The sequence below is a fragment of the Neisseria polysaccharea genome, from assembly GCF_963392925.1.
Classification (GTDB): Bacteria; Pseudomonadota; Gammaproteobacteria; order Burkholderiales; family Neisseriaceae; genus Neisseria; species Neisseria polysaccharea.
The window spans coordinates 107,235-121,959 of sequence record NZ_CAUJNZ010000005.1; the positions used below are offsets into that span (position 1 = coordinate 107,235).

At 54.5% G+C, this 14,725-nt stretch carries 13 protein-coding genes and 1 tRNA gene; 6 read left to right on the top strand and 8 right to left on the bottom strand.

The window, feature by feature from the left end:
- Nucleotides 1–73: 73 nt before the first annotated feature.
- Nucleotides 74–1,588, bottom strand: coding sequence for a catalase KatA (katA, locus tag RDY34_RS04500; RefSeq protein ID WP_308072954.1), 1,515 nt, complete (start codon nt 1,586–1,588; stop codon nt 74–76).
- A gap of 347 nt (nt 1,589–1,935) precedes the next feature.
- Here katA and rpoN point away from each other — a divergent pair, with 347 nt between their 5' ends.
- Together rpoN and hpf are read left to right on the top strand one after the other, a co-directional pair.
- Nucleotides 1,936–3,279, top strand: a complete 1,344-nt coding sequence (rpoN, locus tag RDY34_RS04505) for an RNA polymerase factor sigma-54 (protein WP_308074115.1) — start codon at nt 1,936–1,938, stop codon at nt 3,277–3,279.
- 74 nt (nt 3,280–3,353) lie between these two features.
- A complete protein-coding gene (gene hpf / locus RDY34_RS04510; RefSeq protein WP_308074117.1) occupies nt 3,354–3,647 on the top strand; it encodes a ribosome hibernation-promoting factor, HPF/YfiA family in 294 nt (97 codons plus the stop codon).
- 219 nt (nt 3,648–3,866) lie between these two features.
- Here the strand turns inward: hpf and murU are convergent, their stop codons facing one another.
- The 5 genes from murU to RDY34_RS04535 all read right to left on the bottom strand — a co-directional run bounded on the left by murU (nt 3,867) and on the right by RDY34_RS04535 (nt 6,640).
- A complete protein-coding gene (murU, locus tag RDY34_RS04515) occupies nt 3,867–4,562 on the bottom strand; it encodes an N-acetylmuramate alpha-1-phosphate uridylyltransferase MurU (protein WP_308074118.1) in 696 nt (231 codons plus the stop codon).
- Nucleotides 4,563–4,579: 17 nt separating this feature from the next.
- Nucleotides 4,580–5,080, bottom strand: coding sequence for a 4-hydroxyphenylacetate 3-monooxygenase, reductase component (hpaC, locus tag RDY34_RS04520; protein WP_308074119.1), 501 nt, complete (start codon nt 5,078–5,080; stop codon nt 4,580–4,582).
- Between the two features lie 114 nt (nt 5,081–5,194).
- Nucleotides 5,195–5,635 (bottom strand): MarR family adhesin repressor NadR, encoded by a 441-nt coding sequence (gene nadR / locus RDY34_RS04525; RefSeq protein WP_002214596.1) that lies wholly within the window; start codon nt 5,633–5,635, stop codon nt 5,195–5,197.
- A gap of 340 nt (nt 5,636–5,975) precedes the next feature.
- Nucleotides 5,976–6,485, bottom strand: coding sequence for a protein disulfide oxidoreductase (locus RDY34_RS04530; protein ID WP_308074121.1), 510 nt, complete (start codon nt 6,483–6,485; stop codon nt 5,976–5,978).
- Nucleotides 6,486–6,564: 79 nt separating this feature from the next.
- Nucleotides 6,565–6,640 (bottom strand) — tRNA-Lys (locus RDY34_RS04535).
- Between the two features lie 210 nt (nt 6,641–6,850).
- Between RDY34_RS04535 and apbC the strand changes: the two genes are divergently transcribed.
- The gene (gene apbC, locus RDY34_RS04540; RefSeq protein ID WP_308075275.1) at nt 6,851–7,930 is read left to right on the top strand and encodes an iron-sulfur cluster carrier protein ApbC; all 1,080 of its coding nucleotides are present in this window, start codon (nt 6,851–6,853) and stop codon (nt 7,928–7,930) included.
- 170 nt (nt 7,931–8,100) lie between these two features.
- Here apbC and RDY34_RS04545 read toward each other — a convergent pair whose 3' ends face one another.
- On the bottom strand, nt 8,101–8,283 hold the full coding sequence (locus RDY34_RS04545) for a hypothetical protein (RefSeq protein WP_114934963.1): 183 nt from the start codon (nt 8,281–8,283) through the stop codon (nt 8,101–8,103).
- 676 nt (nt 8,284–8,959) lie between these two features.
- Complete coding sequence (locus RDY34_RS04550) at nt 8,960–9,274, bottom strand: hypothetical protein (protein ID WP_308075274.1); 315 nt, start codon at nt 9,272–9,274, stop codon at nt 8,960–8,962.
- Nucleotides 9,275–9,490: 216 nt separating this feature from the next.
- Here RDY34_RS04550 and pilC point away from each other — a divergent pair, with 216 nt between their 5' ends.
- The 3 genes from pilC (at nt 9,491) to carA (ending at nt 14,677) form a co-directional block, all read left to right on the top strand.
- Nucleotides 9,491–12,517, top strand: coding sequence for a PilC family type IV pilus tip adhesin (gene pilC, locus RDY34_RS04555; protein ID WP_308075273.1), 3,027 nt, complete (start codon nt 9,491–9,493; stop codon nt 12,515–12,517).
- 28 nt (nt 12,518–12,545) lie between these two features.
- Nucleotides 12,546–12,731 carry a hypothetical protein gene (locus tag RDY34_RS04560; protein ID WP_308072946.1) on the top strand — a complete coding sequence of 62 codons (186 nt, stop codon included), beginning with the start codon at nt 12,546–12,548 and terminating at the stop codon, nt 12,729–12,731.
- An 812-nt stretch (nt 12,732–13,543) separates the two neighbouring features.
- Nucleotides 13,544–14,677 carry a glutamine-hydrolyzing carbamoyl-phosphate synthase small subunit gene (gene carA, locus RDY34_RS04565; RefSeq protein WP_304673191.1) on the top strand — a complete coding sequence of 378 codons (1,134 nt, stop codon included), beginning with the start codon at nt 13,544–13,546 and terminating at the stop codon, nt 14,675–14,677.
- Nucleotides 14,678–14,725: the final 48 nt, after the last annotated feature.

A 14,725-nucleotide genomic window follows, 5' to 3' on the forward strand; every position in this document is an offset into this window, starting at 1 on the left:
AGTTATTTCCGGTAGCGGACGGCGCGGGACAGGATTTCTTCAATTTCCATCCACATGGGTTGTTCCTTTCAAATTACAGCAAACTGGGCTGGCCGAGTGCGGGATCGGTCGCACGGGCGGCTTGGGCATCTTCGACAGTCAGTCCAAGGGCTTTGGCCACGCCTTCACCGTATGCCGGATCGCAACGGTAGCAGTTGCGGATATGGCGGTATTTGATGAAGTCGGGCGCATCGCCCATGGCTGCGGCGGTGTTGCCGAACAAAGCCTGTTTCTGCGTATCGTTCATCAGATTGAACAAGGCGCGCGGTTGGCTGAAGTAGTCGTCATCGTCTTGGCGGTAGTCCCAGTGTGCCGCGTCGCCGTTGATTTTCAAAGGCGGTTCGGCGAAGTCGGGTTGTTGCTGCCATTGACCGAAGCTGTTGGGTTCGTAGTGCGGCAGGCTGCCGTAGTTGCCGTCGGCGCGGCCTTGTCCGTCGCGCTGGTTGCTGTGAACAGGGCAACGCGGACGGTTGACGGGGATTTGGCGGAAGTTTACGCCCAAGCGGTAGCGTTGCGCGTCGGCGTAATTGAACAAACGCGCCTGCAACATTTTGTCGGGGCTCGCGCCGATACCGGGAACGAGGTTGCTCGGTGCGAAGGCGGATTGTTCCACATCGGCGAAGAAGTTTTCGGGATTGCGGTTCAACTCGAATTCGCCCACTTCAATCAGCGGATAGTCTTTTTTCGGCCAAACTTTGGTCAGGTCGAACGGATGATACGGCACTTTTTCGGCATCGGCTTCGGGCATCACTTGGATGTACATCGTCCATTTCGGGAAGTCGCCGCGCTCGATGGCTTCGTACAGGTCGCGCTGGTGGCTTTCGCGGTCTTCGGCGATGATTTTGGCGGCTTCTTCGTTGGTCAGGTTTTTAATGCCTTGTTGTGTGCGGAAATGGAATTTCACCCAAAAACGCTCGCCTGCTTCGTTCCAGAAGCTGTAAGTATGCGAACCGAAGCCGTGCATATGGCGGTAGCCGGCAGGGATGCCGCGGTCGCTCATCACGATGGTAACTTGGTGCAATGCTTCAGGCAGCAGCGTCCAGAAGTCCCAGTTGTTTGTGGCGGAACGCATATTGGTGCGCGGATCGCGTTTGACGGCTTTGTTCAGGTCGGGGAACTTACGCGGATCGCGCAGGAAGAACACGGGCGTGTTGTTGCCGACCACATCCCAGTTGCCTTCTTCGGTATAGAACTTCAGTGCAAAGCCGCGGATGTCGCGTTCCGCATCGGCTGCGCCGCGTTCGCCTGCCACGGTGGTAAAACGGGCGAACATCTCGGTTTTTTTACCGACTTCGCTGAAGATTTTGGCGCGGGTGTATTTGGTGATGTCGTGCGTTACGGTAAACGTACCGAATGCGCCCGAACCTTTGGCGTGCATACGGCGTTCGGGAATGACTTCGCGCACGAAGTCGGCGAGTTTTTCATTCAGCCACAAATCCTGCGCCAGCAGGGGGCCGCGCGGGCCGGCGGTCAGGCTGTTTTGATTGTCGGCAACAGGCGCGCCGTTGTTCATGGTCAGATGGGTGACGGGGCATTTGGAGGTAGTCATCGCTCTTGTTCCTTTTCTCAGGTTGGTCAAATGGGGGGAAACGGCTTACAGTACGATTTGGCGGAAAGCGTATTCGTAACCGGTTTCTTGATTGCAATAAATTTCTTGAATCGACATTTTGTTTTCCTTTTGTAAAAACTATGGATGCGACTATACGCCAAGATTTTCGCTATTAAAACTATGAAATCGATTTAATATTGTTATAAGCAATCGGTTTTTGATTTTCGTTTGTTTTTTGTTATCGAACGGAATCCGAACCCGCTCATTAAAACCATTTATAATGCAATGACGCTTTGCGGCATTTTTTGCGCCGACAGACTGAAAATAACAATTTCCCCCACATTATCATGACCTTACTCGGAATAAAGCTCAAACAGACCCAGCAGCTCAACCAGCGGCTGCAACAATCTTTGCGCGTATTGCAGATGTCGGGTATCGAACTTGAACGCGAGGTCGAAAACTGGCTGTCGGACAACCCCCTGCTCGAACGCAAAGACACGGATGAATTTTCCGATGCCGAGTTCAGCCATTACACTGCGCCTGCCCGTCAAATCGGCGGAGACGAAGGCGAAGATATGCTGTCCAACATCGCCGGTGAGCAGGATTTCAAGCAATACCTGCACGCGCAAGTGTGCGAACACCCGCTTTCCGACCAAGAAGCCGCCTGTGTCCACATCCTTATCGATTTCCTTGACGAGCAGGGTTATCTGACCGACAGCATCGAAGACATCCTCGACCATACGCCCTTGGAGTGGATGTTGGATGAAGCAATGCTGCAACACGCGCTGACCGCATTGAAAAAATTCGACCCGGCAGGCGTGGCCGCCGCCGATTTGACCGAATCGCTGATACTGCAGATAGAAAGATTGGGCGAATGTGCTGCCAAACCCGCCGCCCTGCATATCGTCCGAAACGCCCTCGACAGCATTGACGGCAACCGCAGCCAAACCCTCGCGCGAATAAAGAAACGCCTGCCCCAAACCGACAGCGGCACACTCGAAGCCGCACTCGACCTCATTGCTTCGCTCAATCCCTTTCCCGCCGCCGGTTTTGCCTCGTCCACGCCCACGCCGTATATCCGCCCGGATGTCTGGATTGAGGAAAGTAAGGACGGCTGGACGGTCAGTTTCAACGAAGACTCCCTGCCTCCTCTGCAAATGAACAGCGAATATTGCGAACTGATGCCGTCTGAAGGCCTCTCACCCGAATGGAAGGAAAAAATCAGCGAAGCCAGACAACGTATCGATTCGCTCGAATTGAGAAAGGCAACCGTCGTTCTCCTTGCCGAATACATCGTTAAACATCAGGCAGACTTTTTCACTTTTGGCGAAATCGGACTCGTCCCCCTGCTGATGAAAGATGCCGCCGCCGAATTGGGTGTGGCAGAAAGTACCGTTTCACGAGCCGCCAACCAAAAATATTTGTCTTGCCCGCGCGGAGTGTTTGCGCTACGCTATTTCTTCACGCAGGCAGTTCAAATGGAAGAAGGTAAAGAAGCCGTCAGCCAACACGCCGTTAAAGCCGCACTCTCCCAGCTTGTCGGCAGCGAAGACAAACGCAAGCCCTATTCTGACGAGGCACTCGCCAACCTGCTGGCTTTCCGCGGCATGGAGGTTTCCCGCCGCACAGTCGCCAAATACAGAGAATCCCTTGAGATTCCGGCAGCACACAAACGCAAAACCGCAGAATAATTTTTCAACACAATGCTACAACCCGTTTTTCCGTTCCGTCGCCGACGGACAGAACCCACCGAAGGAGCTGTATCATGAATCTGAAAATCACCGGTCTGCATTTCGACATCACCGAAGCCATCAAAAACCACGTTTCCAAGAAACTGGAACGCATCAACCGCCACGCTTCGGACATCATTTCTCTAACTGTAACGCTGTCTGTGGAAAAAGCCGGCCATAAGGCCGAGGCAGACGTACACCTTGCCGGTAAAGACCTGCACGTCGAGTCCGACGGTCAGGACATGTATGCCGCCATCGACACCCTGACAGACAAACTTGACCGCGCCGTATTGAAACACAAAGAAAAAATCGGAGAAGTCCGCAACTGACCGAATCGGTAAAATGCCGTCTGAAACGGATTTCCGTTTCAGACGGCATTGTTTATTCTGCATAACCAAACATGAAACAAATCCGCCTTATCTTGAACCGGTTTTGATGCTCAACACATACCTCCGCACAACCTGTTCCGAAAACCCTTTAAAGATGCAATGCATCAGTTAAGACGGCTGCAATAAGAAAACGGGATGCAAATCCGCATCCCGTTCCGTTTACTTCCAAGCCCCTGCAACGGCTTGCGCTTCCTTCAGACGGCATACCGTGCCGACATCCAGCCACAAACCCGTATGCTTCTGACCGCTCACGCGGTTTTGCCGCATTTCGTTCCGCAATACGGGCGCGAGTTTCGCCACACTGCCCGCTTCGATACCTCCGAACATTTCGGTGCGGTAAATGCCCACGCCGCTGAATGTCAATCCGTTGCCGCCGGATACTTCCGGCCGCACGCTGCCGTCGGGCAGCAACAAAAAATCACCGTCGGGATGGTGTGGGGGATTTTCCACCAGCCACAGATGGGCGGAAATATGCTCGGGCAGGGACGATGCCGTCTGAAACGCGGCGGTAAAATCGATGTCGGTCAACACGTCGCCATTGACGACCAAAAACGGGGCATCGCCCAACAGCGGCAATGCCCGTGCAATACCGCCTGCGGTTTCCAAGCCGCCTTCAGGTTCGGGCGAATAGGCGATGTTCACACCATATGACGAGCCGTCGCCCAAAGCCTCTTCTATCTGCCGTCCCAACCACGCATGGTTAATGACGATTTCGGTAAACCCTGCCTGCTTCAGACGGCATAGGTGCCAACCGATTAGAGGCTTACCCGCCACATCGAGCAACGGCTTCGGAGTGGTATCGGTCAAAGGGCGCATACGCTCGCCGCGTCCTGCCGCCAGTATCATCGCTTTCATATATATCTGTCCGAATATCAGTCTAAAGATCTAAACTGCCGTCTGAAATAAAGCAGCGCGGGACGTTTGCCCACGCAATTTTTAATTTCGTCGAGCCTGACGTAAAACACAAAATGCGTGCCGATTTCATGTTGGCCGACAATATGCCCGTGCAGGTGCGCCAACGCTCCTTCTATTTCAGGTTGTCCGGTTTTACCGTGATGCCAAATATGATAGGCAAAACGTTCTTCGGGTGAAAGATTGGTCAATCCGGCAAAATGTTCAGCCACATCCTGATGTTCGTCTGCCAACGTATTGATGCACAGGCTGCCGTTTTCCGACAGTATCGGGATGATACGGGCTTTACGGTTGATACACAGCATCACGGTTGGAGGCTCATCCGTAACCGGTGTAACCGCAGTCATCGTGATGCCGTAACGCCCTGCCGCACCGTCTGTCGTGATGACATGAACGCCTGCCGCACAGGATGCCATCGCATCACGGAACAAAGTTTGAAAAGTTTTCTGCAAATCCGCCATTTTTCCCCTTTAAACTGTCCCCTATATAAGAATGCTGCACACAAGGCATCCCCCATGTGCAGCAGTTCTGATTCAAAAAGCCGTCGGTCGGACGTTTCCGCGCGTTACGGCGTATTACGAGTTCAACGCATCCTCGATTTTGGCAAGTTCTGCCAACAGGTCTTTAAGCAGCAGCATTTTCTCGCGGCCCAGCACTTCCTCGATAGCGTCGTAACGCTCGTCCACTTCTTCGCCGATTTCCTCATACAGCTTCTCGCCCTCGGCAGTCAGCTTCAGAAAAACACGGCGTTGGTCGTTGGAAGGTTTCAGGCGGACAACCAAACCCGCTTTTTCAAGGCGGGTCAGGATACCGGTCAGGCTGGGGCGCAAAATGCACGCCTGATTCGCCAAATCTTGAAAGTCCAGCGTGCCGTTTTCCGCCAAAAGACGGATAATCCGCCATTGCTGATCGGTAATATTCGCCTGGTTCAGAATAGGCCTGAATTGGGTCATCAGGGCTTCCCTTGCCTGTATCAGACCGATATTGATAGACGCATGTTTTGATTGGGTAGGCATTGTTCAAGTCTCCAAGTTATCGAAAATCAAACTTTCAAACCGTCGGGAAAGCCTGTGGGCGTAAATTTTGATGCAACCGTTATATAACAAAACGAACATATAGCAACAATACGCTATAAACCTCATCGGACGACTGGGTATAAAAGACTTTAATTCCGATAATCCTATCTAAAAATATTTTAATAGTTATATCTTAATCTATTTTTCCCACAATCACAACAAGGGATTACATCGGCAGGCGCGCCGGCTCTTTCCCAAAAAATAAAAGCCGCCGCATCCGCCGCGCAAGGCATATGCCGTTTGACTCTCTACATAGCGGAAAATTTAATAAAAACAAAGGTTAATCGAAAACATCCGCCTGAAAAATTCGTGCGCGCAAGCCCCAATAACTGCTGATTCCCGTCGTATGGCGAACCATTTTCCCATTTTTGACCAAAACGACAGTCGGCGTTGCCACAATCCGCCAAGCCCCTGACAGGCTGCCGTCTTCATCGTTGACCGTCGGAAAGCCCAAGCCGCGTTTTTCCATATACGCCGCCACTTCGGACGCGCTGCCGGAACGTACCGCCACGCCGACGACCGGAACGCCGTCCGCCGCCAAATCATCGATTATCGGCGACTGATAACGGCACACGCCGCACCAGCTTCCCCAAAAATACACCAAAACCGCCTTATCCCGGCTAAACTGTCCCAAAGTCAGCCGCTGCCCCGACAGCAGGGTCAAAGGCCGCCCTGCCGCGCCGGCCGGCTCTTCGGGCTTGCGTACCCAATCCAAAAACAGCGACACCAATAAAAATACCAATGCCGTCTGAACGGCAAATTTGATGCCCGAAAGCAATTTCTTTTTCATACGCCCCCTCAAACGGTACGCCCGCGCAACCGGCAGGCAAACAAAAAAGCCAAGTCTTAAAACTTGGCTTCCGGTTATCTGGTGGGTCGTGAGCGATTCGAACGCTCGACCAACGGATTAAAAGTCCGCTGCTCTACCAGCTGAGCTAACGACCCGATGAGCCGCGTATTATACAGCCCCGTTCCCCGCCGTCAAGCAAATTTTACAGGCTTAATTGCAGACCACTGTTTGCACGGGATATTTTGACAACAGATTTTCACAATCCGCCGCATACCGTGTAAAAGTTCGCACAAGGAAAGGCAAACCGCCCGAAATCAATGTACACTTTCCGCCCGTTTCCCAAACTGCACACAGAAACACACATTATGAACATACAAAACATCCGCACCCTCCTCGACACCGTCGTCGTTCCGAATACGGCACGCACGCTCGGCAGCGAAAAGGCCGTCCGCTCGGTCGAACAGCGTTCAGACGGCATCCATATCGCCCTGCATTTCGGTTTCCCTGTCGCGCACATTGCCTCAGAAACAGCCGACCGCATACAGGAAATCCTGATGCCGCTGACAGGCGACACACACATCCATCTGTCCATAGACACCGAAATCGGCACACACAAAGTCCAGCCCGGCGTTACCACCATCAAAGGCGTGAAAAACATCATCGCCGTCGCATCGGGAAAAGGCGGCGTGGGCAAATCGACAACCACCGCCAACCTTGCCGCCGCAATGGCGCGGATGGGCGCGCGCGTCGGCGTACTCGATGCCGACCTTTACGGCCCGAGCCAGCCCACGATGCTGGGCGTACACGACCGCAAACCCGATCAAAAAAACCAAAAACTCATTCCCGTCGAATCTTCAGACGGCATACAGGTCATGTCCATCGGCTTTCTCGTCGATACCGACCAAGCCGTCGTCTGGCGCGGGCCGATGGTCAGCCAAGCCTTGCAGCAGCTGATGTTCCAAAGCGAGTGGGACGAAGTGGACTATCTTTTCATCGACCTACCCCCCGGCACGGGCGACATCCAACTCACGCTGTCCCAACGCATCCCCGTAACCGGTTCCGTCATCGTAACCACGCCGCAGGACATCGCGCTGATAGACGCACGCAAAGCCGTGGATATGTTCCGCAAGGTCAACATTCCGATTTTAGGCGTATTGGAAAATATGTCCGTCCACATCTGCACCAACTGCGGACACAGCGAAGCCCTGTTCGGCACGGACGGCGGCAAAGACTTGGCGGCACGCCTCAACGTCCCCCTGCTCGGACAGCTTCCCCTAAGCCTGCCCGTGCGCGAAGCAATGGATGGTGGCACGACGGCACAACTGTTCGACAAGCACCCCGCCATCGCCCGAATCTACACCGATGCCGCATTCCAAATCGCCCTGGGCATTGCCGACAAAGGCAAAGACTTCAGCAGCCGCTTCCCCAAAATCGTCGTCGAATAAAGCCCCGCCCCCGAAACCGCAATGCCGTCTGAAACCCCGCGCCTGCCGACATACCGTCATTCCTACGCAACGAGCCGTAGGGTGAGATGTAGGGTGGACCGTAGGGTGGGCTTCAGCCCACCGATTCCACCAATTCCACCGATGCCGCCAATCCCACCAATTTCACCGCATCAAAGGTTTTCGGCGAACCGGCGGACGTGGTTGGAATTGACGGAATAGGCGGGATTCGGCGGTTTCAGTTTTTGGCGGAAATGGCTGAATTGGTTGGATTTGACGGAATCGTTGGAATTGTTGAAATTGGCGGAGTTGGTTGGAATCGGTTGGATTGGTGGATGTAGTGGGCTGAAGCCCACCCTACAGCCCGCTTTGCACCTACAACCCACTTTGCACCCTGCAACCCGCCTGCGCCCATCCTACGCATCCGCCATACAGTCCTGTTCCGGAGCGCGCGGATAAGGCGCGATGCCGCCGGAGGGCATCATATTCTTGGAATAGCGCATTAAAAAGAGTATGATAATGGAAACACAAAAGATTCCGGCAATGCCCGTGCGCCGTTCCCGTCCGCCATTACGGACGCGCGAGGCGGACGCGTAAGGCGGTTTGCGGGGCGGGATGTAGGGTAGGTTGTGGCGGGATGTAGGGTGGGCTTCAGCCCACCAACTCCACCAATCCCACCGATTCCGCCAGCAGCCTGCCGACAAAACCCTGCAACCGTTTCGGAACACCGCAACCCTACCTCCGTCATTCCCGCGTAGGCGGGAATCCAGGTCTGTCGGTGCGGAAACTTATCGGATAAAACGGTTTCTTGAGATTTTACGTTCTAGATTCCCACTTTCGTGGGAATGACGATTCGGGTATTTTTATAGGAAGCCGTAGGGTGGGATTGGTGAATTTTGTGGAATCGGCGTGATTGATGGATTTGGTAACATTGGTAGATTTTGTGGGATTGGCGGGATTGGTGGATGTGGTGGATTTGGTAACATTGGTGGATTTTGTGTGATTGGTGGAGTTGGTGGGCTGAAGCCCACCCTACGCCCACCCTACATCCCGCCCCGCAACTACCGCCGTCATTCCCGCGCAGGCGGGAATCCAGACCTGTCGGCGCAGAAACTTATCGGGTAAAACGGTTTCTCGAGATTTTACGTTCCGGATTCCCACTTTCGTGGGAATGACGTGGTGCAGGTTCGTGGGAATGACGCGGTTGCAGGTTTCCGTGCGGATGGATTCGTCATTCCCGCGCAGGCGGAAATCCGGCGATTCGTAGGGTGGTTGTAGGGTGGGCTTCAGCCCACCGATGCCGCCAACCCTGCAAAGGTTTTCGGCGGAATCGGCGGGTGTCGGCAAACCGGCGGACGTGGTTGGAATTGACGGAATAGGCGGGATTAATGGATTTGGTAACATTGGTGGATTTTGTGGGATTGGTGGAGTTGGTGGGCTGAAGCCCACCCTACAGCCCACCTTACAACCCGCTGTGTTCTAGATTCCCGCCTGCGCGGGAATGACGGTTGTCGTGAAAATCCGCATCACGGCGCATATTGCGATATTTACGGCCGGGCGGGAATGCCGTCCGGCCATCGGGAAAACAAACGGAAGGAAAACGATATGAAAAAAACACCCAAACGGCACTTGCTCCGCCATACCGCGGTTTATACCGCGATGATTTTGGCGGTATCGTCCCAACAGGCGTTCGGCGCGGGCGATAGTGAAACTTTCAACTTTATCGTCAAAGACGACGGCAGCGTAGAAGGCGGTAAGATACCCGGCGGTCAGGGCGTACGCAACGGTCGGAAATTGTCTATTCCGAAAGGTCAACCCGGTTCGGTAAGCACAAAACAAGCGTGTACTGATCTAGGAATCACACCCGGAACTCCAGAATGTAATTTTATCGTGTCGCTGACTGACGAATTTACCTACGCAAACACCGACACGCTGCTTGCGGGCAAGGTCGGCAAGCTGAACCTCGGCGGCGGTCCCGCCCCGCTGTGGGGCAAGGTTTCCGGGCTTGATGCCGACAATATGGCGGAGCGCAAGACCGACAATTGGCTGACGACCGTTCACAAAGGGAAGATGGGTTACGATTTTACCGGCATCAGCTGCTTCCTCAAGGGCGTGGGCGTATCGACGGGTCAAAGCCGCCAGTGTCCCGACCTGCCTTTCAAATTTTATTTCAACTTTAAGGACAGCGCACTCGATCCCACCTCGGCGGGAACCAGTCCGGACGGCCTGCCGATATACAGGCTGAAAGACCATCCGTGGCTGGGCGTTTCCTTCCAATTGACTAAATCGAGCGGCACTGCGCCGCAATGGATAACCATTAATAATGACCATACGCTGCTAAACGAAATGATTACCCAGCCGACAGGGGAAAGAAGCAGCGGCAGAGCCTTCGCCCTGCGCGCCAAGCTGCACCTGTTGGGTACTCCGGGCAGCCTCAACGCCCAAGAAATCAAACTTGGCGAGATTAATATGCCCGACTTCAACTTTATGCCGTATAACGCAAACGGCAGGGGTCGGACGGGTACTCTGTATAAGATACATGAACAAGGCCATATCGACGTAAAACTCCAGCTTCCGAGCATAGGCGCGGGCGGCTGTACGCGGGCGCAATATACCGCCGCCGGCCCGGACGGCAGCCAATACGCCATTGTCGCCCCCGCCCCTTTGGGCGCGGGTTTCCCGAACAAGGCGGCGGCGGTCGTTACCGATCCCAAGTCGGCAAGCAGCCGCATCCTCTTTTACACCTTGGATAAAAACAATAAGAAAAACGGCGGCGCGGATTATCTGCCAAGCAAAGGTTTTACCGAACCCGTCTTTGCCGGACGCAAGGCGGTAATCCGCCTGGCAAACGGCGTATCCTTGAGCGACAGCAATATTAACGGCATTACGAATGGCACATTCGGTATCGGCGGCTTGGGAAACAATCAAGACGAATGGAAAACCGTGCTGCTGCGCTGGACCGACCGGCGCGATGCAAACGACAATAAGTTTAACTATTTTAACAATACGATAGATGCCTCGACACGCGGCAAACTGTATAGCCAGCAATACCGCATCCGCGACGACAAGAATCGCAATTTGGGCGACATCGTCAACAGCCCGGTAACGGCGGTCGGCGACTATCTGGCAACCGCCGCCAACGACGGGATGGTGCATATCTTCAAAAAAAGCGGCGGCGGCTACAATCTGAAACTCAGCTACATCCCCGGCACGATGCCGCGCAAAAACTTGGATAACCAAGATTCCGATTTGGCAAAAGACCTGCACAACTTTGCCAACGAAAACTACACGGGCGGTTTGTACGGCGTGGACGGCGGCTTTGTCTTGCGCCAAGTCGGAAACCGCGTGTTTATGTTCGGCGCGATGGGTCAGGGCGGCAAAGGCGCGTATGCCTTGGATTTGACCAAAGCCGACAGCAACCAAACCGGCGTTTCCCTGTTTGATGTACAAGGCAACGGATTGGGCTACACCGTCGGCACGCCGCAAATCGGCAAAACCCACAACGGCAAATACGCCGCCTTCCTCTCCTCCGGTTACGCCGTCAAAGACGTTAACAGCGGCGATAATACAACCGCGCTGTATGTATATGATTTGGAAAGCAACGGCACGCTGATTAAAAAAATTACCGTACCCGGCGGCAAGGGCGGGCTTTCGTCCCCAACGCTTGTCGATACGGATTTGGACGGCACGGTCGATATCGCCTATGCCGGCGACCGGGGCGGCAAGATGTACCGCTTTGATTTGGGCGGCAACGACCCGACCAGATGGTCTGTACGCGCCATTTTCAACGGCACAAAACCGATTACTTCCGCGCCCGCCATTTCCCAACTGAAAGACAAACGCGTCGTCATCTTCGGCACGGGCAGCGATTTGACTGAGGATGATGTGGCAAGCCAAGAAATCCAACACGTTTACGGTATCTTTGATAACGATACGGACTCTTTGCCGGCAGAAGACGGATTGGGCAAAGGACTGCTTGAGCAAGTGCTGACACAAGAAAACAGTACGCTGTTCCTGAGCGACTACAAAAGGTCTGACGGCTCGGGCGACAAGGGCTGGGTAGTGAAATTGCAGCCCGGACAGCGCGTTACCGTCAAACCGACCGTGGTATTGCGTACCGCCTTTGTAACCATCCGCAACTACAATGCCAACGGCTGCGGCGCGGAAACCGCATTTTTGGGCATCAATACCGCCGACGGCGGCAAGCTGACGAAGAAAAGCGCGCGCCCCGTCGTGCCGGATAGCCGCGTGGCAAAAAAAGTCGGCGAGAAAAAAGACGCAAAAGGCAACAATATCCCCGTGGGCTGTATGGAAAAAGGCACTGAAACCGTCTGCCCGAGCGGATATGTTTATCCGAAACTGCTGACCGCAAGCTATCTGGACAGCCAAAAAACAAACGATCACCCGACAACGGCAGACGGCGACGCGGGCGGCAGCGGCAATGACAACACCCCCTTCCAAAAATCCGGCAACCGCTGCTTCTTCAGCAAAGGCGTGCACACGCTGCTGATGAACGATATGTCCGACTTGGACGTTGCCGGCCCGATCTGCAATATGAAACGGGTAAGCTGGCGCGAAGTCTTCTTCTAACCCGCCCGCGCGTCCGATTCCCCCGCAAATGCCGTCTGAAAGGTCTTCAGACGGCATTTTTTTGCGTTTTTCGGAGGGGGGAAGTGTTGAAATCGGTGGGCTGAAGCCCACCCTACAGAGCGTTCAGACGGCATTGTTTGCGTTTTTCGGGAGGGGGCAAATGAAACGCCGACAAACCGATGCCGTCATTCCCGCGCAGGCGGGAATCTGGTGAACCGTAGGGTGGGCTTCAGCCCACCGCATCAAAAATTTCTGGCGAACCGGCGGAAGTCGGCGGCTTCGGTTCTTGGCGGAATCGGTGGAAAATGGGGAATTTACGGGATGGGTAATATTGGCGGAATCGTTAGTGTCGGTAGGAAACGGTGGATTGGTGGGCTGAAGCCCACCCTACAGAGCCTTCAGACGGCATTGTTTGCGTTTTTCGGGATGGGGGGGGTAAATGAAACGCCGACAAACCGATGCCGTCATTCCCGCGCAGGCGGGAATCTAGGATGCAGGATTAAGGAAACCTACATCCCGTCATTCCCACGAAAGTGGGAATCTAGGGCTCAGGACTGGAGAAACCTTCAGTTTTACCCGATAAGTTCCTGTGCCGACAGGTCTGGATTCCCGCCTGCGCGGGAATGACGGTTCGGGTATTTCTGACGGTTTGGGCATTCCTGACGATTCGGGTATTCCTGACGATTCGGGTATTCCTGACGATTCGGGTATTCCCATAGTTTCGCCGGGCGGACGTGGAAAAATGCGTAACGGGCATTGTGGGCGCGGAGCGGGCGGTTTTACGCCACGGATTTCCGTTTTCGCGCGAACATATCAGCCCGCCTGCCGCGTTTGCGCTTGAAATCGGGTATGTTTCGTCTTAAAATATGCTGCTTTCAGGGTATAGGCACTTGCCCGAAAAGCACGTTACGCGTCTATCTTACGCGGCGTGTTTTTTTTTGACCGGATTTTTCCGACCGGATGCCCCCTGCCGAAGTCCCTTCAGACGGCATTGTCAAGAATTTTATTAAAAACAGGATTCCCATCATGAGCACCCCCGCACTCCTCGTCCTCGCTGACGGCAGCGTATTTCACGGCACATCAATCGGTTACGAAGGTTCGACTTCCGGCGAAGTCGTGTTCAATACTTCGATGACCGGCTATCAGGAAATCCTGACCGACCCGTCCTACTGCAAACAAATCGTTACCCTCACCTACCCCCACATCGGCAATACCGGCACCAACGCCGAAGATGAAGAAAGCCGCAGCGTTTACGCCGCCGGCCTGATTATCCGCGACCTGCCGCTCTTGCACAGCAACTTCCGCGCCTCCGAAAGCCTGCACGACTATCTGGTACGCAACAAAACCGTCGCCATCGTCGACATCGATACCCGCCGCCTGACCACGCTGTTGCGCGAAAAAGGCGCGCAAGGCGGCGCGATTCTGACAGGTGCGGACGCTACGGTTGAAAAAGCACAAGAACTCATCGCCGCGTTCGGCAGCATGGTCGGCAAAGACTTGGCAAAAGAAGTTTCCTGCACGGAAACTTACGAATGGACGGAAGGCGAATGGGAATTAGGCAAGGGTTTCGTTACCCCCGACGAACAGCCTTACCACGTCGTCGCCTACGATTTCGGCGTAAAAACCAACATCCTGCGTATGCTCGCCTCGCGCGGCTGCCGCCTGACCGTCGTCCCCGCCCAAACGAGCGCGGAAGACGTGTTGGCACTCAATCCCGACGGCGTGTTCCTGTCCAACGGCCCCGGCGACCCCGAGCCTTGCACTTACGCCATCGAAGCCGTGCAAAAACTGATGGCAAGCGGCAAACCCATCTTCGGCATCTGCTTGGGACACCAGCTCATCAGCCTCGCCATCGGCGCGAAAACCCTGAAAATGCGCTTCAGCCACCACGGCGCGAACCACCCTGTGCAAGATTTGGACAGCGGCAAAGTCGTCATCACCAGCCAAAACCACGGTTTCGCCGTCGATGCCGACACCCTGCCCGCCAACGCACGCATTACCCACAAATCCTTGTTCGACAATACTTTGCAAGGCATTGAACTGACAGACAAACCCGTGTTCTGCTTCCAAGGCCACCCCGAAGCCAGCCCCGGCCCGCAAGATGTCGGCTATTTGTTTGACAAATTCATTAGCAATATCAAGGCTGCCAAACGGGCATAATGGCTTTCAGACGGCATCCGGAAAGTATGCCGTCTGAACCCGCAAACA

Coding starts and splice junctions, on each gene's coding strand:
- katA (WP_308072954.1), bottom strand. CDS start 1,588: ATGACTACCTCCAAATGCCCCGTCACCCATCTGACCATGAACAACGGC.
- rpoN (WP_308074115.1), top strand. CDS start 1,936: ATGACCTTACTCGGAATAAAGCTCAAACAGACCCAGCAGCTCAACCAG.
- hpf (WP_308074117.1), top strand. CDS start 3,354: ATGAATCTGAAAATCACCGGTCTGCATTTCGACATCACCGAAGCCATC.
- murU (WP_308074118.1), bottom strand. CDS start 4,562: ATGAAAGCGATGATACTGGCGGCAGGACGCGGCGAGCGTATGCGCCCT.
- hpaC (WP_308074119.1), bottom strand. CDS start 5,080: ATGGCGGATTTGCAGAAAACTTTTCAAACTTTGTTCCGTGATGCGATG.
- nadR (WP_002214596.1), bottom strand. CDS start 5,635: ATGCCTACCCAATCAAAACATGCGTCTATCAATATCGGTCTGATACAG.
- RDY34_RS04530 (WP_308074121.1), bottom strand. CDS start 6,485: ATGAAAAAGAAATTGCTTTCGGGCATCAAATTTGCCGTTCAGACGGCA.
- apbC (WP_308075275.1), top strand. CDS start 6,851: ATGAACATACAAAACATCCGCACCCTCCTCGACACCGTCGTCGTTCCG.
- pilC (WP_308075273.1), top strand. CDS start 9,491: ATGCCGTCCGGCCATCGGGAAAACAAACGGAAGGAAAACGATATGAAA.
- RDY34_RS04560 (WP_308072946.1), top strand. CDS start 12,546: ATGCCGTCTGAAAGGTCTTCAGACGGCATTTTTTTGCGTTTTTCGGAG.
- carA (WP_304673191.1), top strand. CDS start 13,544: ATGAGCACCCCCGCACTCCTCGTCCTCGCTGACGGCAGCGTATTTCAC.